Below are 18,576 nucleotides of genomic sequence, written 5' to 3'. Positions count from 1 at the left end.
CAACCCGCCCTCCGGGTCCACCGCGTATTCTTCGAGCCGTGAGCGCACAGGGAGCATCAGCAGTAGGTATTGCCAACATCACGACGTCGGGCGTCGTTCTCGACACCTGGTTTCCGAACCCGGAGCTCGGGTCGGGCTTCGAGACCGGCACCGTCCGGCTCGAGGGTTCGGACGTCCCCGAGGAGCTGGCCGCTCTCGTCGGACCGGACGAGGCGCGCGGCGTCGAGGTAGTCGCAGTGCGCACCAGCATCGCCTCTCTCGACGACGCTCCGATCGACGCCCATGACGCGTATCTGCGACTGCACCTGCTTTCGCACCGGTTGATTCAGCCGCACGGGCAGAACCTCGACGGCGTGTTCGGTCTGCTGTCCAATGTGGTGTGGACCAACTTCGGGCCCGCAGCGGTGGACGGTTTCGAGACGGTGCGCGCGAAACTTCGTGCCCGCGGTCCGGTGACCGTGTACGGAGTCGACAAGTTCCCGCGCCTGGTCGACTACGTCGTTCCCACCGGTGTTCGGATCGCCGACGCCGACCGCGTTCGTCTCGGCGCGCACCTGGCCAGCGGAACGACGGTCATGCACGAGGGCTTCGTCAACTTCAACGCCGGCACGCTCGGCAACTCGATGGTCGAGGGTCGCATCTCCGCGGGCGTCGTCGTGGGCGACGGTTCCGACGTGGGCGGCGGCGCATCGATCATGGGCACGCTCTCCGGCGGCGGCAAGAATGTCATTTCCGTCGGAAAGAGCTGCCTGCTGGGCGCGAACTCCGGGCTCGGCATCTCACTCGGTGACGACTGCGTCGTCGAGGCCGGGCTCTACATCACCGCAGGAACCAAGGTGAGTGGCCCGGATGGAACAGTGGTGAAGGCGGCGACACTGTCCGGCAAGTCCAACCTACTGTTCCGTCGCAACTCGCTGTCGGGCGCTGTCGAGGTGGTGCCGTGGAAGGGCACCGGCGTCGAACTGAACGCGGCACTGCACGCCAACGACTGAGAGTCCACATCACTCGAATCAGTCTGTCCGACAATTTCTTCCAGCCCCGCACCGTGTTCTCGGTGCGGGGCTGGAGTGGTCTTTGGGCGGGTTCAGGCGATGTGGGGGCCTGCTCGGGCGTGGGATGGTCGGGGTTGTCGGTACGGGTCGACGGTGGCCGGTGGCACGAACCACGGGTGGTTGTCGACGCCGATGAATACTTCCCAATCACTGTGGTGCAGGAGTCGGTGGTGGAATCCGCACAGGAGGACGAGGTTGTTCATGTCGGTGGGGCCACCGTCGGCCCAGTGCCAGATGTGATGCGCCTCTGTCCAGGCGGCGGGTTTGCCGCAGCCGGGGAAAGCGCAGGTGTGGTCTCTCGCGATGAGGGCTTTGCGTTGTTTGGCGGTGACGGTGCGTGCGGTGCGGGCAAGGTTGATCGGGGAACCCGTCTCGTCCATGACGATCGCAGTGAGGACGCAATCGCAGGCGAGTTGCCGGGAAGTGTTGCGCGAGAGCGGTCCCATCCAGGGCAGCCACCCGACCGAAGTGCCGTCACCGAACAGGTCCCTGTACGCGCCACGATCTGCGGCACAAGGTGGATTCGTCCCGTCTTCCGCATCGGGGTGGATGGGGTGTCCGGTGTTGATGTCGACCGGATCGACTCGGTCTGTGTCGGATTCGGCTGCTGCGCGGGTGGTTTCGTCGTCGGCGATGTCATCGACGTCAGCACTGTCGGCACTGTCGCGGAGGTCGGTGAGGTCACGCAGGGTGATGTGCAGGTTCAGGTGCGGCCTCTCGCCGCCTTCGGTGGGGCGATTGCTCGAAGCGAGGTACTGGTCGAGGATGTACCCGAAGGCGTCGGCTCTGCGCCTCGCGGGGCTGCGATCGTCTCCGGTTTTGGGTGTCTCGGTGCCGTCGAGGTCGGGGCGGGGTTCGGTCAGCGGGGAGAGTGCGGTGAGGAGTTTCTCGCCGGTGATCGCGTCGAAATCCCCTTTCAACACCAGCCGCCCGTTGAGGGTTGTGGAGGCGAAGAGTTCGTTGCGGTCGGTGTCCTCGGCGGGTGGTGTTTTGCCGCCGTAGGTGTCGTGGAGTTTGGTGATCGCTTCGCGGATGCGGCCGGTGCGGGCTCCGGGTCCGGTGGCGGCGGTGATCATCGCTTTGCGGGCGATGTCTTGGCCTTTCTGCGGGAGGTTCTTCGGTGGGGTTTCCGCGAAGGTGAGGATCAGGGCGGCATGGTCGATGGTCATGACGCCGGCGTTCACAGCGTCGGCGATGTCGGGGAAGTTCTTCAGTCCGCGGGCGAGGGCGACGATCTTGGTGGCCTTGGACGGTGAGAGCAGGGTGGTGGAGGTCAGCCAGCCGGCAGGTCCGGGGAAGCCGAGTTTTTCGCGGGAGACGCGGGTGTCGATTTCGACGACGAGGGCGATGCGACGGGCTTCGAGCAGCTGTATTTGGTGGGAGACCGTGGCGGCGTCGGCGAGGAGTTCGCTCTCGCTCAGTTGCCAAATCTCCGTGGTCATAGAAGCAAGTGTATCGAACGCGCGTTCGACTGGCAACCTTAGTTCAATCGGAAACTATTGTGCTGCTTGACTATTCGCGCTTCCAAAACCAGTCGGTGGGGTGTGGTATCGGATACGTGCGTGCCTTGGTGATAAAGGATTTTCCAATCACCCGCGCGGCGTTGCCACAACGTCATCCTGCGGGTGGATCGGCCGCCCTGCTCGAGAATGTAGGTCAGCAAATACGTATTCGAGGCAATTTCTCGGAGCTCGAATTCACTGGCTGTCCAGTCGACATCGAGTTGCCCGGTGGGGTCGGATGCGTATCGCTTTTCGAGAACGGCCCAGACGTGCTCGCGGTCGTATCGCCTGCCCGACGCACCGACCTCACAGAAACCCACGTCCGTCAAGCGATCGAAATCCTCACGCGTGATGCCGAACTCACGGCGATGGAAAATCGGCTCTCGTCGTTCGAGCTCCTCGAGCACCGCATACTCGTCGAACACAGGATTGCCCGCCGAGCGTCAGCCGATGGTCCCCAGTGACGCCAGGGTTTTCACCACAGCCCGTGCGGCTTCTGCGCCTTTGGTTTCGAGGTGGGCGGTGAAGAAGGCGTTGTGGTCGGCGTGTTCGTGGAAGTGGTGTGGCGTCAGCACCACGGAGAACACCGGCACGTCGGTGTCCAGCTGCACTCGCATCAGGCCGTCGATGACCGCCGTTTCGACGAAGTCGTGTCGGTAGATTCCGCCGTCCACCACCAGTGCAGCGGCGACGATCGCGGAGTACTTGCCCGTCTTGGCGAGCCGCTGTGCGTGCAGTGGGATCTCGAAGGCCCCGGGTACCTCGAACACGTCGACAGTCGTCTCGGTTTCTCCGAGATTCTTCAGCTCGGCAGCGAATCCCACTCTCGCGCGATCGACGATGTCCAAGTGCCAGCTGGCGTGGACGAAGGCAATGGATCCGGCGAGTGGAGTCGTCATGGATGCGATGCTAGCGGTATCGCTCGTCGAGCAAGTCGAGTGTCGGGCTATCGAATTCACCGGCGAAATACTTCTGCAACACTTCGCCGAATACGGACGGACCCTTGGTAGCTTCGGCGAAAAGCGTCATGGACGAATGCAACTTCAGGTTGTCGGGATAGCCGAAGATCTCGTCGACCGTCCGCCCCTCGACAGCTGCCACAAGCCTTGCTGCCTTCTTCAGGCGAGGGCCCAACACTTCGTGCGAGAGGTAGAGCTCCGCCTCGGTCAGATCGGCGATGCCGAAGTGTTGAGCGGTCGCGCTACGCCCCAGTCCCGCCAACTGCGGGAACACGAACCACATCCAGTGTGTCTGCTTGCGTCCCGCCTTCAGTTCCTTCGTTACCGAGGTCCAGACGGGGTCCTGGGCGTCGACGAAGCGTTGCAGGTCGTATTCGGTCATGCCGTTCAACCTAGGTGAACCCACGCAGCAGCGTGTCGACGGTCGCGTCGAGAAGATCCTCGATCGCGACGCCGTCGAGCAGGTCCCCGGTGGCCAGCATCGCAAGTCCGTGCACGCTCGCGAAAGCAACCCGCGCGAGGATCTCGGGTGGAGCCTCGGTGATCACACCTGCGGCGATGGCTTCGCTGAGCAATGCCTCGGTGGCGGTCATGCTTTCGTGCGCAACAATTTTCAGCTTCTCGCTGGCGTCGGGATGATGCTTGGTGCTGTACATGACGTCCAGCAACTCCGGATGTTCGACCGCGAATCCGAGGTAGGCGCGAGCGACTGCACGAAACCGAGCCATCAGCTCACCGGGCCCAGTTGCCGCGGCGACCATCCGGCGGTTCAGTTCCTCGAAACCGTGCAGGGCCAGCGCATCCAACAGCGCTTGCTTGTCGCGGAAGTGGCGCGCGGGAGCACCGTGACTGACGCCGACATCTCTGGCCAGTTGCCGAAGCGACAACGCGTCGACCCCGCCGTGCGCGATGCTCCGTTCGGCCTCGTCGAGCAACACCGCGCGCAGGTCGCCATGGTGGTAGCGCTGCGTTGCCATGACCTCACCCTAGGCGATGTTGGCGTTGACAACAATGCTGACACTGCCTACATTGGCAGCCATGACTTCCACAGCGCTCATCACCGGAGCAAGTTCGGGCCTCGGCGAGGAATTCGCCACCCGCTTCGCCGCACGCGGCGAGAACGTCGTCCTCGTGGCGCGACGCGCCGATCGACTGAACGCCCTGGCACGGCGCATCGAAGCCGATCACGGGGTGACGGCCACCGTCGTAGCCATGGATCTTGGCGTCCCCGGCATCGGCGAAACCCTTCGAACCACATTGGCGGACAGGGGAATCACACCCACCACACTGATCAACAACGCAGGCTTCGGCACGAACGGGAAGTTCGCCGACGAGGATCCGAAGCGCGTGGCCGCAGAGATCGCCCTCAACATCAGTGCGCTGGTCGACCTCACTCACGCATTCCTGCCGAACCTGACCGGCGCACTGATCAACGTCGCGAGTACCGCCGCGTACCAACCCACACCCAACATGGCCGTCTACGGCGCAACGAAGGCATTCGTCCTGAACTTCACCGAAGCGCTGGCCTTCGAGCACCGCGCCTCGCTGCTGAAGATTCTCGCGCTCTCCCCCGGCCCTACCCGCACCGAGTTCTTCGACGTCGTCGGATCCGAGGACGCCGCGGTGGGCAACTTCCAGACCTCCGAGCAAGTGGTCGCGACGGCTCTGCGCGCGTTGGACTCTCGCCGCACCCCCGCCAGTATCGTGTCCGGCCTGTCCAACAAGATCAGCGCCGGCAGTGTCCGTTTTGCTCCACGTGCACTGGCCACCGTGATCAGTGGTCGCCTGCTGAAAGCATGAGGCCGGCAAGGATGCGCTCGAACACCACTCGCTCGGAAGCCGGAATCGCGTCGAGCAGATACCGTCTGACCGCCTCCGCGTGAACGGGCCGCGCGCGCACGACGGCGTCGCGCCCCACCTCGGTGAGAACTACCTCCACTCCCCCGTCGACCGGACGACGAGTGATCAGTCCGCGGTCGGCCATTCGGGTCAGATGATGCGACAGCCGACTGCGATGCCACTCGAGCAACGCCGCCAATGCGCTCTGCCGCAGCACCCCATGCCCTATTTCGTGCACTCGGGTCAGAACCGCGAAGTCCTGATCCGACAAGCCAGTTCTGTCCGCGATCTCCGCGGTGACGCGAGTCCATACGGCGTCCTGCGCCCGCTTCCACGCGTGCCACAGGGCCATCTCGGATTCGTTCAACAGCGTCATTGCGCCACCCTATCCACCGACCTGTTGACATGACAACACAACCGGGTGCATGGTGTTGATATGACAACACACACTGCTTTGGTCACGGGTGCCAACCGAGGCATCGGCCTTGCCATCGTCCGCGGCCTCGCCGCCCAGGGGTTTGTCGTCTATCTGGGCTCGCGAGATCTCGCCGGGGGCGTCACCGCGGCCACCGGGATCGACGGAGACGTACGCCCGATTCGGCTCGATGTCACCTCGGCCGACGACATCGACGAGGCCGTCCGACACATCGACACCGAAGTGGGCCACCTCGACGCTCTGATCAACAACGCAGGCATCAACGTCGGCTATCACCGCCCTATCGAGGAGAATTCGTCGGATCTGCGAAAGGTGTACGACGTCAACGTCTTCGCCGTCGTCGATGTGACCAACGCATTCCTGCCGCTACTGAGAGAGTCCCCGGCCGGTCGGATCGTCAACGTCACCAGCAAGCGCGGTTCCATCGGCGAGGACGGCGCATGGGTGGGCACGCCATCGATGGCGTATTCGAGCTCGAAGACCGCTCTGAACGCCCTCACCGTCCACTACGCCCGAGACCTTGCCGATACCCCGATCAAGGTCAACGGAGCAGCTCCTGGGCACGTCGCCACCGACTTCAATGGATTCCGCGGAACGCGATCGCCGGACGAGGGTGCGGCCGTGGCGATTCGACTCGCCACCCTCGACGCCGACGGACCCACCGGACTGGTTTTCGAGGACAACACCGTCCTCACGTGGTGAGGCGTACGCGCGCCTACCCCCGTGTCCGACGCGAATCGATCACTCCCGTATCGAATCCGGCCAGGTGCAATCCCCCGTGGAATCGGGCGTGTTCGATCTTGAGGCACCGATCCATGACGACGTTCAATCCCGCTGCCTCGCCGTCGTTGGCCACCTGCTCGTGCCACAGCCCCAGCTGAAGCCAGATCGTCTTCGCCTGCGCTGCAATGGTTTCCGAAAGCACTTCAGGAAGGTCGTCGTACTTGCGGAACACGTCGACCAGATCCGGCGGCTTCGGTAGTTCGGCGAGTGTGGGGTATACCGTCGTTCCTTCGATGTCGGTGACCGTCGGGTTCACCAGAAAGATCTCGTAGTTGCTCGTCGACGAGAGGTATCGGTTGACGAAGTAGCTTGCCCGCGAGGGGTTCTTCGACGCACCGACGATCGCGACGGTCTTCGTCTCTCGCAGGATGCGTTGCCGCTGCGGCGCGGACGGGCCCTGCCAGGTGCGTTCGCTCATGACCGAGCCTTTCCTGTTGCCAGCGTCAGGGCCTGATCCAGGTCCCACAGAATGTCCTCGGCGTCTTCGAGGCCGACGCTGATACGAATCAGCTCGGGACCGACACCTGCTCCGCGCAGTTGCTCGTCGGTCAGTTGTCGGTGCGTGGTGCTGCCCGGGTGGATAACCAGCGTGCGCACGTCACCGATGTTGGCGACGTGGCTGGCGACCTGGACGCTCTCGACGAACGCCTGCCCGGCCTCGCGGCCACCGTCGATTCCGAAAGCGAACACCGCACCGGGACCGGTGGGGAGGTACTTCGCTGCTCGGTCGTGGTGTGGGTGACTGTGCAGCCCGGCCCATCTCACGTACTCGATCCGGGGATCTGCCTCGAGCCACTCGGCGACCACCCGAGCATTGGCGACGTGCGCGTCCATGCGTTGCGGCAGCGTCTCCACTCCCTGGATCAACGTGAATGCCGATTGCGGTGCGAGTGCGCCGCCGATGTCGCGCAACTGCTCGCTGCGCAGCTTGGTCAGAAAGCCGTATTCGCCGAAGTTCCCCCACCACGACAGACCGCCGTACGAATCCACCGGGGCCGTCATCTGCGGGAATTTGCCCGAGCCCCAATCGAATCGCCCGGATTCGACCACCACTCCCCCGAGCGTCGATCCGTGACCACCGAGGAACTTGGTGGCCGAGTGGATCACGATGTCGGCACCGAATTCGATCGGCCTGCTCAGCCACGGCGTCGCCATCGTCGCGTCGATCACCAACGGAATTCCGTGATCGTGGGCCACGGCGGCGAGACCCTCGAGGTCGGCGATCTCCCCCGACGGATTGCCGATGATCTCCGCGTAGATCAGCTTGGTCGAATCCGTCACCGCTGCTGCGTAATCCGCAGGATCGGTACCGGGAACGAATGTGGTCTCGACGCCGAAGCGACGCAGCGTGACGTCGAGCTGGGTCACCGTGCCGCCGTAGAGCCCGGCCGCGGCAACGATGTGGTCGCCGGTGCCGGCAAGCGCAGCGAACACTACGAACTCGGCCGCCAACCCACTGGCGAACGCCACCGCCCCGATGCCGCCTTCGAGGCTCGCGATGCGCTCCTCGAAGGCGGCGACCGTGGGGTTGCCGATGCGGCTGTAGACGTTGCCGTACTTCTGCAGAGCGAACAGATCGCCTGCGTCCGCGGAATTCTCGAACACGTAGCTGGCCGTCTGATAGATGGGCACAGCACGCGAACCGGTGGAAGGATCCGGTCTCGCTCCGGCGTGAATTGCTCTGGTACGCAGGCCGAATGTCCGTTCGCTCATGACATCAGGCCGTTTCGAGAACGGTGTGAATCGGGGTGGGATTGCGCGTCAGATCCAGCACGGGGCAGTGGTCGTCGACGGCCTTCTGCAGCTCCTCGTACCGCTCCCGGGTTTCGGGACCGGTGACGGTCACGACGACGCGCACCTCACCGAATCCGGGACGAACGTTGTCGTCGAAACCGAAGAATCCGCGAACGTCGAGGTCACCCTCGGCCTTGGCCTTGATGTCGTCGACGACGATACCGAGCTTCTCGGCCCAGACGCGGTAGGTGACCACCTGGCAGGACAGCAGCGAAGCCAGGTAGTACTCGACCGGGTTGGCGGCCTTGTTCTCACCGCCGAGGGCGGGCGGCTCGTCGACCTCGACGCTGAACTTGCCCAGGGTGACGGTGCTGGCGACGGCATCGTGCGCGGTGGCGGAGGCACGGAACACCGCGTGGGCGTTCTTGGCGTCGGCCTGCACGGCATCGTCGGAGGCAGCGATGACGCCGCCGATGTGGGACACAGAAGTGGTCATGGAGAATTCCTGTTCGATTCGAGGGTTGCCGGAACTACCCGAGGAGCGCGAAATGCTCGTCGGGGATGGGTTCGATCGACAGCTACGAACAGGAAGAAGTGCAGACGAGACCGAAGTCGATGGTGCGACGACGCACGAGCCTTCTGGCTGCGTCGGTCACGTGTGTCTCGGTCACGATGCCGACAATAGCTTACGAGAACTGATCCGCGCCGACATCGGTCTCGTCGTCGGTGATCGCCGCGACGATACGTGCTGCCACCGCATCCGGCGTCAGACCCTGCGGTAGTTTCGGTGCCTGCCCGGCGATCGGCCGGGTCGCAAGCCCCGTCTCGGTGTGCGGCGGACGCACGTCGACGATCCTGATCTTCGACTTCCGCGCTTCTGTACGAACACTTTTCAGCAGCGCGCTCACCGCTGCCTTGCTCGCCGAATAGGCACCCATGTTCGGCATCGGCTTGTCGGCCACGACTGCACTGATGTTGAGCACGAACCCGCCTTGGTCCAGCGTGGTCAGTGCTTCTCGAAGCACGCGTAGCGGTGCCAGATAGTTCAGCAGCAGCAATTCGTCGACGGTGTCGTCGTCCACCTCGGTCACCGGTCCGAACGCCACAACGCCCGCGGCGATGACGATTCCGTCCAATCCGCCGTGGTGTTCGACGGCCTCCGCGACCACCGATCGGGCCGAATCGGGCAGCGTCAGATCGGCGTTCACCGTGTGATGGTCCGACTCGATGCTCCGGCCGCTCAGAGTCAACCGAGCCCCGGCCTTCGCGAGCTGCTCGACGATCGGTCCGCCGAGACCGCCGCTGGCACCGAATACGAGAATGCGTGCGCCGTCGAGAGAGGTCATGATTTCGAGGCTAACCGCCTACTCGAACGCTCGCTGACGACCGGCCGAACGACGTAGCCCGGGGCGTGTACTCACAGCAGTTCGGCCGCACGGCGAACCACGTCGATGCAGAGGTCGAGATTGAGCGGGCTCAACGTCGAGAAGCCCTGAGCCACTTCACCTTGTTCGAGCACCACCACCCGGCCCGCTGCGACGCTCGGCAACGACGTGAACAGTCCGGTCTCGACGATTCCGGCCGAGCCGAAGTCGAACACGACGAGCACATCGGCATCGGCGAGGACGTCGGCGTTCTCGGCGGAAAATTCGGGACGCGGGGCGTCGGCTGTCGCTCCGTCGGACAGTGCGGCGACCGTCGTGAACCCGGCTCGCCGGAACAGATCGACGGCGGGGATCGACTCGTGACCGAGCCCGTAGAACATGGACGTGTCGTAGGCGGCGATCAAGCCGACGGTGGCACCGCCGACGTCGAGCCCTTCGAGCGCGGCGGACATCCTGGCGTCGGTGTCCGCGATGAGCTCGTCGGCGCGATCTCGCCGGTCGAGTGCGTCACCGATCATCTCGAGGTTGGCCCGCCAATCGAACGACGCGATCTGCACCACCGGGGCAAGCGATTCGAGCTGAGAACGGGAATCGGCCACCCCGTCGTCGCCGATGATGAGATCGGGTTCGGCGGCTGCGATGCGCTCGGTGTCGATCGACTCACCGAGGGAGATCCGCTCACTCGTCCCACCGAGTTCGGCGAGGGCGTTCTCGTGCCACTCCCATGATCTGTTCGGTGCGCCGATCATCTCGGCGAAGCCCTCGCGCACCCCGAACTGCACGGGGACGACCCCGAGCGCAAGTACTGTATCGAGATCCCACAGGTTGGCCACACAGGCAACCCGCTGTGGCCGACGGTCGATCACGACGGACTCACCCGCATCGTCGACGATCGTGCGGGGATAGCCGTCCCCTACCGTCCCATCGCCCGTGGCCTGCTCCTCACCGCTACCGCAGCCGGCGATCAACGCAGCGAGGGCAACGCTGCCGATGAGGAACTGACGACGCGTCGCCGCCTCGATGATGGTTGCCTCCGATCGGTGTGCTCCGAGAGCGAAAGCGGCGGCCGATTCAGGCGCAGGTGCGGTCATGACCGGAAACAATAGGCATGCCTAACCTATGCCGTCAAGGGGTCATCAGCCGAGCAACTTCTTCTGGACCTTGCCCATCGCGTTGCGTGGGAGAGAGTCGACCACTCGAATCTCGCGGGGCCGCTTGTGAATCGAGAGCTCGGTGGCCACCAGATCGATCAGCACTCGATCCTCCACATCGGTGCCGACGACGTACGCCACGATGCGCTGGCCGAGGTCGTCGTCGGGCACACCGACCACGGCCACCTCGTCGACGCTCGGATGCCCCAGCAACACCGTCTCGATCTCCCCTGCGCCGACGCGATATCCGCCGGACTTGATCAGATCGGTCGAGGCTCGTCCCACGATTCGGTGGAAGCCGTCGGGCTCGACGAGAGCGACGTCTCCGGTGTCGAACCACCCGTCCTCGGTGAAGGTCTTCGCCGTCGCGTCCGGGTTGTTCAGGTAGCCGTCGAACAGCATGGGGCAGCGGATCTGCAACGCTCCGATGGATTCGCCGTCGTGCGGCAGGATTTCGCCCTTCTCTCCACGCAACCGTGTCTCGACGCCCGCGACCGGCAGTCCGACCGAGCCTGCGCGACGCTCCCCGTCGGCGCGGGTGCTGATGGTGATGAGGGTTTCGCTCATGCCGTATCGCTCGATCGGAGCCTGGCCGGTGAGTTCACGCAGCTTCTCGAACACCGGGACCGGAAGCGGGGCGCTGCCGGAAACCAGCAGACGGGCACCGGCAAGAGCGCGGGCCGAGTCCTCGTCCGCGGCGATGCGCGACCATACGGTCGGCACCCCGAAGTACAGGGACCCGCGTGCGGCCGCGTAGAGCTCCGGCGTCGGCTTACCGGTGTGGATCAGCGGGCTGCCCACCCGAAGTGGGCCGAGGACACCGAGAATGAGGCCGTGCACGTGGAACAACGGAAGCCCCTGCACCACAGTGTCTTTCGACGTCCATGCCCAGGCCTGCGCCAACGCGTCGAGCCCGGCCGCGATGGCGCTGCGAGAGATCAGGACGCCTTTCGGCGGGCCGGTGGTACCGGAGGTGTACAGCACGAACGCAACCGAGGACGGTAGCGGTTCGGGGTAGCTGTGCCACGACCGTGCATGCTGACGCACCGGCAGAACATCGAGGCCGGAGGTAGCGGGCGGTGCTTCACCGAGCCACGCCTGCGCGCCCGAGTCGCGGAGGATGTGCTCACGTTCGGCCACCCCGGCATCGGGCGGAACGGGTACCACGGTGACACCGGCGATGAGTGCACCCACGACGGCGAGCACCGTCTTCACCGACGGCGTCGCGTAGATCGCGAGGCGGTCGGCTCGTGAGATGCGCTCGGCCACGGACGTCGCCGCGCCCAGGATGTCGGCACGAGAGAGCGAGACTCCGTCGATCGTGATGGCGTCGGGAATGTCGTCTCCCCGCGCAACGGCGAGTGGGTTCAGTGAACGAAGCAGCACATGGCTACCGTACATACATGGACGTGGACGGAATCGACACCGGCGACTACGCCGAGTACATGACGGTCGCCGCCGGTGACCTGCAGGCGGGTGTCTATCTGATCGGAACCGACGCCGAGCAGGACACCGATTCCGAGGACGACCTCGATCTGGACCTCGAGGACTCCGATTCCGACGATGACGACATCGACGTCGCACACGTCACCGACGGCGCGCCCAGGCTGGTCTACTCGGTGCAGTCCGACGACTTCTGGACCCGTGTGGAGTTGGCCGATCTCCGAGCCACTCAGCTCTACGAGGAAGCGCACGCACGCAATCCCGAAGTCAACACGGAGCCCAAACGCTTCACCACCGTCGAGGCGTTCGGCAGCAACGAACTGGTCTACATCCTGCGCATCCGACGCGGCGGCTGGGACGTGGGCGAGCCGGACCTCGAGCCGTGATCGACTGGGCCCCTCTGGTCCTCGCAAACGCGCGCGCGTGTGCTGAACGCGAGTGGTTTCGCGTCACGAATCTGCGTGCCTATGGCAAGTGCGCGCGCGTGTGCGAGATCCAGGCCGCGCCCCAGTGCCCGTCAGTCGTGAAACGTGATGCTGCCGATTCCCTGACTCAGGCCGAGGATGCGACGGTGCCGACGCCGAGCGCGACCAGGATTCCTGCGCTGATGCGGTCGATCCAGTCGGTGACCGCAGGCCTGCGCAGCAGCGCGACCGCACGTGAGGCGAGAACGGAGAACACCCCCATCACCAGCGCCGCGACCACCACTTCGACCAGCCCGAGCGTCATGGCACCGGCGAACGTGACCACGGTGAGGAACTGCGGCACCACCGCGAGATAGAACAGTCCGACCTTGGGATTGAGCGCGCACGAGAGAACTCCGGCACCGAACGCCGACCACGCGGACGCGGCGACGGGCACGAGCGGCTCGCCTGCCACCTTGTTCTTCCGTCGAGCCCGGAAAGCCTTCACGCCCAGATACAACAGGTACAGCCCGCCGAGGATCTTCACGACCCGATACGCCGTCGCGGACTGTTCGACGATCGCCGCCAGCCCGACGGCCACCAGCACGGCCCAGAACAGTCCGCCGATCGCGACGCCCATCGCCGCCGCGATGCCCGGCTTGAGGCCGCCGATGCTGTAGCGGAGGACCAGAAACGAATCGGGCCCGGGCAGGATCGCCAGCAGAAAACACACACCGGCGAAGCTGAGCAGCAGGCTGAGAGTCATGGGTACATGAGAACACCCGGGCCGAGCCGAAGCCAACCGACTTTTCTGCCCACAATTCGCATCGAGAAACGGAATTCCGTTGGCCGGGCCGAATCGTGGACAGTCAGTGCACCACGCACTATCCGCGCAGGCGAGCCGCCGCAGCCTCGATGCGTTCGTCCGTGGCCGTCAATGCGATCCGCACGTGATGGGCACCGTCGGGACCGTAGAACTCCCCCGGTGCGGCGAGGATGCCGCGCTGGGCGAGCCAGTCGACGGTGTCGCGGCACTTCTCACCCCGCGTGGCCCAGAGGTAGAGCCCGGCTTCGGAGTGGTCGACGGTGAAGCCCGCTGCCTCGACGGCGGATTTGAGAGTCGTTCGCCGGGCTCGGTATCGCTCGCGCTGGATGTTCTCGTGCTCGTCGTCGGCCAGTGCGGCGGTCATGGCAGCTTGGATCGGCAACGGCACCATCATGCCGGCATGCTTGCGCACCTCGAGCAACTCGGCGACGAGGGAGGCATCTCCGGTGACGAAGCCGGCGCGATAGCTGGCCAGGTTCGAGGTCTTCGAGAGTGAGTGCACCGCAAGGAGATTGGTGTGATCTCCGTCGCACACGCGGGGGTCGAGAACCGACACGGCCTCGGCATCCCAGGTCAGACCCAGGTAGCACTCGTCGGAGACGACGATCGCGTCACGTTCGCGGGCCCAGTCGACGACCTTGCGCAGGTGCTCGACACCGAGCACCTTGCCCGTCGGGTTGGACGGCGAATTGACGAATATCAATGACGCCCGCTCCGGTCCGAGACGCGCGAGACCGTCTGCCCGCAGAATACGAGCGCCGGCAAGCAGAGCACCCACTTCGTAAGTGGGATAGGCCAATTCGGGGATGACGACCAGGTCCTCGGCTCCGAGGCCCAGCAATGTCGGCAACCACGCGATCATTTCCTTGGTGCCGATGGCAGGCAGCACGGCGTCGACCCCGATGCCGGTGATCGAGTAGCGGCGCTCGAGCGCAGCCACCGCGGCCTCCCGCAGCGCAACGGTACCGACGGTCGTCGGGTATCCGGGTTCGTCCGCAACCGAATTCAGTGCGGTGCGGATCACCTCGGCAACCGGATCCACCGGTGTCCCGACCGACAGATTGACGATGCCGTCCGGGTGCGCCGACGCCGTCTCCTTGGCAGCGGTCAACGAGTCCCATGGGAAATCGGGCAGCGTCGCTGCCACCGCTCTGCGTGCCAAGGCGTCAGTTCTCGCCCATGGGAGGCAGAGCCTTGATGAACGGCGGGTCGTAGTCCGTCTTGCCGAGCTTGGCTGCGCCACCGGGAGATCCCAGGTCGTCGAAGAAATCGACGTTGGCACCGACGTATGCGCTCCACTGCTCGGGCACGTCGTCCTCGTAGAAAATGGCCTCGACGGGGCACACGGGCTCGCAGGCTCCGCAGTCGACGCATTCGTCGGGGTGGATGTACAGCATTCGGTTACCCTCGTAGATGCAATCCACCGGGCACTCTTCGATGCACGCTTTGTCCAGTACATCTACGCACGGTTCTGCAATCGAGTAGGTCACTGCTGCTCTCCCCTCCTGTATCGATCGTGGGCGCTCGCGCGCCCTGAGCATCCTAGTATCGCCGTCCGAACTCGAGGGCGACCGACTCAGGGTCGCCTCACCTGCCCCGCTCGGCTATCGACGCAACTGCTTCGCGGGCGAGTCGGCACCGAGTGCCGATGCCTTCTTGTGGGCCGCGAGCCACTTGCGCCCCTGCTTGGCGGCACGCGAGAGAGCGCCGCGCTCACCGAGATATCCGGCGACGCCACCGACGAGCGGGATGGCGCCGAGCACGCGGTAGAAGCCGCGGGGGTGCGGACGCTTCTCCAGTTCGCCTGCCACGTCCCGCAGTACGTTCGCGATCTGCCACATTCCGCGCAGCAGTGCGAACGGACCCGACTTGGGTGACTGCTCCTTCTGCGCCGGAGCACTGTCGGCCAGGGACGTCAGATCGCGCTTGCACAGCACCGATCCGAGCAGCGCGACGTGCGTCTCGCGGTCGGTGACCCCCGACTCGCGCGCCACGGCCACGAGCACCATCGCCTGGTTGGCGAACCCGAGCAGATCCTGGATCGGCAGGCGGTTGACCAGAATGCCGAACACACCGGGGAACGCCACGGCCACGGTGTTGAGTGCGCCGATCCGATTGACCCACCACTGCGAACGAGCGTCGCTGTCGAGCTTCTCCCAGCCCGCGGTACCGGGGAAGTCGGTGGTGTCGAAGGCCTTCGCGAGAAAATCGATCACGTTGTCGAGCGTCGAGTCATCCGCGGAGGACTCACGGAACGTGCGCCCCTTGAGCCCGATCGGATCCCGTGTCGCCAGGATGTCGAGCACGGGATGAATGATGGCGACGGCACTGCTCAGAACCGCGGCGACTCGACGGTCGTCCATGTCAGACAAGCTCCATTTCGAAAAAGGGGACCCGAGGGTCAGATCAAGCCGGCAACCGATACCGCCGGAGCCGGGCCGTACGTGGTGGTGCGCTGACGAACCGGTCGTCCGATGCCGTCGGCGATCTCGTGCAGTTCCGCGACGGTCTTCTCCGAACCGTTCTGCGAACCCGCCATACGCGAGATCGTCTCCTCCATCAGGGTCCCTCCCAGATCGTTCGCGCCTCCGTTCAGCATCGCCTGTGTACCCGTGATTCCCAATTTCACCCACGATGTCTGGATGTTGTCGATTCGGCCGTGCAGCATGATGCGAGCCAGGGCGTGCACCGCACGGTTGTCGCGGTTGGTCGGCCCGGGTCGGGACGCTCCGGCCAGATACAGCGGCGAGGACTGGTGCACGAACGGCAGCGGCACGAATTCGGTGAACCCACCGGTCTCGTCCTGGATCTTCTTGAGCACGTTCAGGTGACCGACCCAGTGCGACGGATTGTCGACGTGCCCGTACATCATCGTCGAGCTCGACCGCAGGCCCACCTCGTGCGCGGTGGTGATTACTTCGATCCACTCGGCAGCGGGCAGCTTGCCCTTGGTGAGCACCCAGCGGACCTCGTCGTCGAGGATCTCCGCGGCCGTACCCGGTATCGAGTCCAGCCCTGCGGCCCGGAGTTCGGTGAGCCACTCGCGAATCGACTGACCGCCGCGGGAGGCCCCGTTGACGATCTCCATCGGTGAGAACGCGTGCACGTGCATGGACGGAACCCGAGCCTTGACCGCACGCACCAGGTCGGCGTAGCCCGTCACCGGTAGTTCGGGGTCGATTCCACCCTGCATGCAGACCTCGGTGGCACCGACGACGTGCGCTTCCCACGCACGATCGGCGACCTCGGCGGTGGACAGGGTGAACGCATCGGCGTCACCCTTGCGCTGCGCGAACGCACAGAAGCGGCACCCGGTGTAGCAGATGTTGGTGAAGTTGATGTTCCGGTTCACCACGTAGGTGACGGTGTCTCCGTTGACCTGCTTGCGCAGATCGTCCGCCAGGGCCGCGACGGCGTCCATGCCCGGACCCTCGGCCGTGGCGAGTGCGAGGTACTGCTCGTCGGTCAGCCCGGCCGGATCCTTCTCCGCTGCCGTCAATGCCGACACCAAGTCGCGATCGACCCGCTCGAGCCCGGCGAGATCGCGCACCTGCTCGCGAATGGAGTCCCAGTCGCCGAACGCATTCGCCAGATCCGAGCGCGTCTCGGTATTGCGTCCCTGAGTGTCGATCTCGGTGTTCAGGTCGACGCGTCCCGAGGACTCCCACTCCTCGTCCGGCTCCTGCCACGGCAGACCCGTCGGGTTGACGTTCTCACGCGCCATGCCGGTCTCGGGATCGGCGAGCGCCCGCACGTGCGCCGAGATCCGCGGATCGATCCACGGAGCGCCGGCCAGAACGTACTGCGGTTGCGCTGCAACACGTTCCACCAAGCGGTAGCCCGCCTTGTCGGACAACTCGGCAAGGGTGTCGAGGTTCGGCCACGGCCGCTCCGGGTTGACGTGATCGGGGGTCAGCGGCGAGACCCCGCCCCAATCGTCGACGCCTGCACCGAGCAGCGCTGCGGTCTCCTCCGGCTCGACCAGATTCGGCGGAGCCTGAATCCGCATCGACGGGCCTACCACGATGCGCGTCACCGCGATGGTCGCCAGGAATTCTTCGAGCCCCGCATCGGGAACGGACCGCATCGCGGTGTCGGACTTGGCCAGGAAGTTCTGCACGATGATTTCCTGAACGTGCCCGAAAGACTTGTGCACCTTACGAATTGCCATGATCGACTCGGCGCGATCGCGCAGTGTCTCGCCGATTCCCACCAGAATTCCGGTCGTGAACGGAATGTTCAGGCGACCCGCGTCGGTCAACGTCCGCAGCCGAACCTCGGGATCCTTGTCGGGGCTGCCGTAGTGCGCCTGCCCCTTCTCCTCGAACAACCGACGCGAGGTGGTCTCGAGCATCATCCCCATCGACGGGGCGACCGGCTTGAGTCGCGACAGCTCCTGCCACGACATCACTCCCGGATTGAGGTGCGGCAGCAGGCCGGTCTCCTCGAGCACCCGGATCGACATGGCGCGCACGTAATCCAGGGTCGAATCGTAGCCGCGGGAATCGAGCCACGCCTTGGCCTCGGGCCACCGCTCCTCCGGTCGGTCGCCGAGGGTGAACAGCGCTTCCTTGCACCCGAGCGCGGCACCCTTGCGAGCGACGTCGATGATCTCGTCGGGATCCATGAACATCCCGTGCCCGGCCGCATTGAGCTTGCCGGGCACCGTGACGAACGTGCAGTAATGGCACTTGTCGCGGCACAACCGCGTGATGGGTACAAAGACCTTTCGCGAATACGAGACCGTCTTCGGACGCCCGGCCGACTCCAGACCCGCATCACGAACTCGCGCCGCCGACGCCATCAGATCCACCAGATCGTCCCCACGCGCATGCAGCAGAACCGTCGCCTCGTCGACGTTCAACGAGACTCCGTCCCGGGCGCGACGCAGAACGCGGCGCATGGCAGAAGCGGCTGGAGCGGTATCAGGCAGCGAAGTCACCAGTCGATCATGCGCTTCCTGGTACGCACGTGCCACCCACCCCTCCCCCATTCGGGTCGTTCCGCAGGCTCCGGGGGTGGTGGTTACCGAACGACACCCCTAGGTTTGTAGCCGTGACAA

General features: G+C 65.0%; 21 protein-coding genes. 5 read left to right on the top strand and 16 right to left on the bottom strand.

Annotated features, from left to right (window positions below; genetic code table 11):
- Positions 1 to 38 precede the first annotated feature (38 nt).
- Positions 39 to 992, top strand: coding sequence for a 2,3,4,5-tetrahydropyridine-2,6-dicarboxylate N-succinyltransferase (dapD, locus tag CH306_RS15040; RefSeq protein ID WP_032394083.1), 954 nt, complete (start codon positions 39 to 41; stop codon positions 990 to 992).
- A 92-nt stretch (positions 993 to 1,084) separates the two neighbouring features.
- Here the strand turns inward: dapD and CH306_RS15035 are convergent, their stop codons facing one another.
- Positions 1,085 to 2,494: an HNH endonuclease signature motif containing protein gene (locus tag CH306_RS15035; protein WP_094647001.1), complete on the bottom strand. Its 1,410-nt coding sequence runs from the start codon at positions 2,492 to 2,494 to the stop codon at positions 1,085 to 1,087.
- 59 nt (positions 2,495 to 2,553) lie between these two features.
- Between CH306_RS15035 and CH306_RS29100 the strand changes: the two genes are divergently transcribed.
- On the top strand, positions 2,554 to 3,018 hold the full coding sequence (locus CH306_RS29100) for a hypothetical protein (RefSeq protein WP_179272884.1): 465 nt from the start codon (positions 2,554 to 2,556) through the stop codon (positions 3,016 to 3,018).
- On the opposite strand, the gene CH306_RS15025 is transcribed toward CH306_RS29100, so the two are convergent.
- The 3 genes from CH306_RS15025 to CH306_RS15015 are packed head-to-tail and all read right to left on the bottom strand — an operon-like array spanning position 2,998 to position 4,490.
- Complete coding sequence (locus CH306_RS15025; protein WP_094646999.1) at positions 2,998 to 3,453, bottom strand: 6,7-dimethyl-8-ribityllumazine synthase; 456 nt, start codon at positions 3,451 to 3,453, stop codon at positions 2,998 to 3,000. The genes CH306_RS29100 and CH306_RS15025 overlap by 21 nt on opposite strands.
- 10 nt (positions 3,454 to 3,463) lie before the next feature.
- Positions 3,464 to 3,895, bottom strand: coding sequence for a DUF1810 domain-containing protein (locus CH306_RS15020; RefSeq protein ID WP_094647054.1), 432 nt, complete (start codon positions 3,893 to 3,895; stop codon positions 3,464 to 3,466).
- 10 nt (positions 3,896 to 3,905) lie between these two features.
- Positions 3,906 to 4,490 (bottom strand): TetR/AcrR family transcriptional regulator, encoded by a 585-nt coding sequence (locus tag CH306_RS15015; RefSeq protein WP_094646998.1) that lies wholly within the window; start codon positions 4,488 to 4,490, stop codon positions 3,906 to 3,908.
- A gap of 61 nt (positions 4,491 to 4,551) precedes the next feature.
- Here CH306_RS15015 and CH306_RS15010 point away from each other — a divergent pair, with 61 nt between their 5' ends.
- Positions 4,552 to 5,313: an SDR family NAD(P)-dependent oxidoreductase gene (locus tag CH306_RS15010; RefSeq protein WP_256981173.1), complete on the top strand. Its 762-nt coding sequence runs from the start codon at positions 4,552 to 4,554 to the stop codon at positions 5,311 to 5,313.
- Here CH306_RS15010 and CH306_RS15005 read toward each other — a convergent pair.
- On the bottom strand, positions 5,288 to 5,728 hold the full coding sequence (locus CH306_RS15005; RefSeq protein WP_094629587.1) for a MarR family winged helix-turn-helix transcriptional regulator: 441 nt from the start codon (positions 5,726 to 5,728) through the stop codon (positions 5,288 to 5,290). The two genes, CH306_RS15010 and CH306_RS15005, sit on opposite strands and share 26 nt — an antisense overlap.
- A 60-nt stretch (positions 5,729 to 5,788) precedes the next feature.
- Here CH306_RS15005 and CH306_RS15000 point away from each other — a divergent pair, with 60 nt between their 5' ends.
- Entirely contained in the window at positions 5,789 to 6,490 is a 702-nt protein-coding gene (locus tag CH306_RS15000) for an SDR family oxidoreductase (RefSeq protein ID WP_068053041.1), read from the top strand.
- Positions 6,491 to 6,503: 13 nt separating this feature from the next.
- Here CH306_RS15000 and CH306_RS14995 read toward each other — a convergent pair whose 3' ends face one another.
- From CH306_RS14995 to CH306_RS14970, 6 genes are all read right to left on the bottom strand, one after another.
- Positions 6,504 to 6,989 carry a CoA-binding protein gene (locus CH306_RS14995; RefSeq protein ID WP_094629585.1) on the bottom strand — a complete coding sequence of 162 codons (486 nt, stop codon included), beginning with the start codon at positions 6,987 to 6,989 and terminating at the stop codon, positions 6,504 to 6,506.
- On the bottom strand, positions 6,986 to 8,284 hold the full coding sequence (locus tag CH306_RS14990) for an O-acetylhomoserine aminocarboxypropyltransferase/cysteine synthase family protein (protein ID WP_094646996.1): 1,299 nt from the start codon (positions 8,282 to 8,284) through the stop codon (positions 6,986 to 6,988). The genes CH306_RS14995 and CH306_RS14990 overlap by 4 nt, the downstream gene beginning before the upstream one ends.
- 4 nt (positions 8,285 to 8,288) lie before the next feature.
- A complete protein-coding gene (locus tag CH306_RS14985) occupies positions 8,289 to 8,801 on the bottom strand; it encodes an OsmC family protein (protein WP_068053031.1) in 513 nt (170 codons plus the stop codon).
- Between the two features lie 190 nt (positions 8,802 to 8,991).
- Entirely contained in the window at positions 8,992 to 9,651 is a 660-nt protein-coding gene (locus CH306_RS14980) for an SDR family NAD(P)-dependent oxidoreductase (RefSeq protein ID WP_094646995.1), read from the bottom strand.
- Between the two features lie 71 nt (positions 9,652 to 9,722).
- Positions 9,723 to 10,781 (bottom strand): ABC transporter substrate-binding protein, encoded by a 1,059-nt coding sequence (locus tag CH306_RS14975; RefSeq protein WP_094646994.1) that lies wholly within the window; start codon positions 10,779 to 10,781, stop codon positions 9,723 to 9,725.
- 45 nt (positions 10,782 to 10,826) lie between these two features.
- Positions 10,827 to 12,242 (bottom strand): acyl-CoA synthetase, encoded by a 1,416-nt coding sequence (locus CH306_RS14970; RefSeq protein ID WP_094646993.1) that lies wholly within the window; start codon positions 12,240 to 12,242, stop codon positions 10,827 to 10,829.
- A 2-nt stretch (positions 12,243 to 12,244) separates the two neighbouring features.
- On the opposite strand from CH306_RS14970, the gene CH306_RS14965 reads away from it, so the two are divergent.
- The gene (locus CH306_RS14965; protein ID WP_045199197.1) at positions 12,245 to 12,670 is read left to right on the top strand and encodes a hypothetical protein; all 426 of its coding nucleotides are present in this window, start codon (positions 12,245 to 12,247) and stop codon (positions 12,668 to 12,670) included.
- Between the two features lie 166 nt (positions 12,671 to 12,836).
- Here CH306_RS14965 and CH306_RS14960 read toward each other — a convergent pair whose 3' ends face one another.
- The 5 genes from CH306_RS14960 to CH306_RS14940 form a co-directional block, all read right to left on the bottom strand.
- Positions 12,837 to 13,454: a LysE family translocator gene (locus CH306_RS14960; protein WP_032394073.1), complete on the bottom strand. Its 618-nt coding sequence runs from the start codon at positions 13,452 to 13,454 to the stop codon at positions 12,837 to 12,839.
- Between the two features lie 118 nt (positions 13,455 to 13,572).
- Positions 13,573 to 14,676: a succinyldiaminopimelate transaminase gene (dapC, locus tag CH306_RS14955; RefSeq protein ID WP_094629579.1), complete on the bottom strand. Its 1,104-nt coding sequence runs from the start codon at positions 14,674 to 14,676 to the stop codon at positions 13,573 to 13,575.
- A 4-nt stretch (positions 14,677 to 14,680) separates the two neighbouring features.
- A complete protein-coding gene (fdxA, locus tag CH306_RS14950; RefSeq protein WP_008714223.1) occupies positions 14,681 to 15,004 on the bottom strand; it encodes a ferredoxin in 324 nt (107 codons plus the stop codon).
- Between the two features lie 114 nt (positions 15,005 to 15,118).
- Positions 15,119 to 15,877 (bottom strand): hypothetical protein, encoded by a 759-nt coding sequence (locus tag CH306_RS14945; protein ID WP_032394071.1) that lies wholly within the window; start codon positions 15,875 to 15,877, stop codon positions 15,119 to 15,121.
- A 38-nt stretch (positions 15,878 to 15,915) separates the two neighbouring features.
- Positions 15,916 to 18,507 carry a bifunctional FO biosynthesis protein CofGH gene (locus CH306_RS14940; protein WP_373453487.1) on the bottom strand — a complete coding sequence of 864 codons (2,592 nt, stop codon included), beginning with the start codon at positions 18,505 to 18,507 and terminating at the stop codon, positions 15,916 to 15,918.
- Positions 18,508 to 18,576: the final 69 nt, after the last annotated feature.

This window comes from Rhodococcus sp. 15-725-2-2b (assembly GCF_002259075.1).
GTDB lineage: Bacteria > Actinomycetota > Actinomycetes > Mycobacteriales > Mycobacteriaceae > Rhodococcoides.
This window is presented reverse-complemented; position numbering and strand designations above follow the sequence as displayed.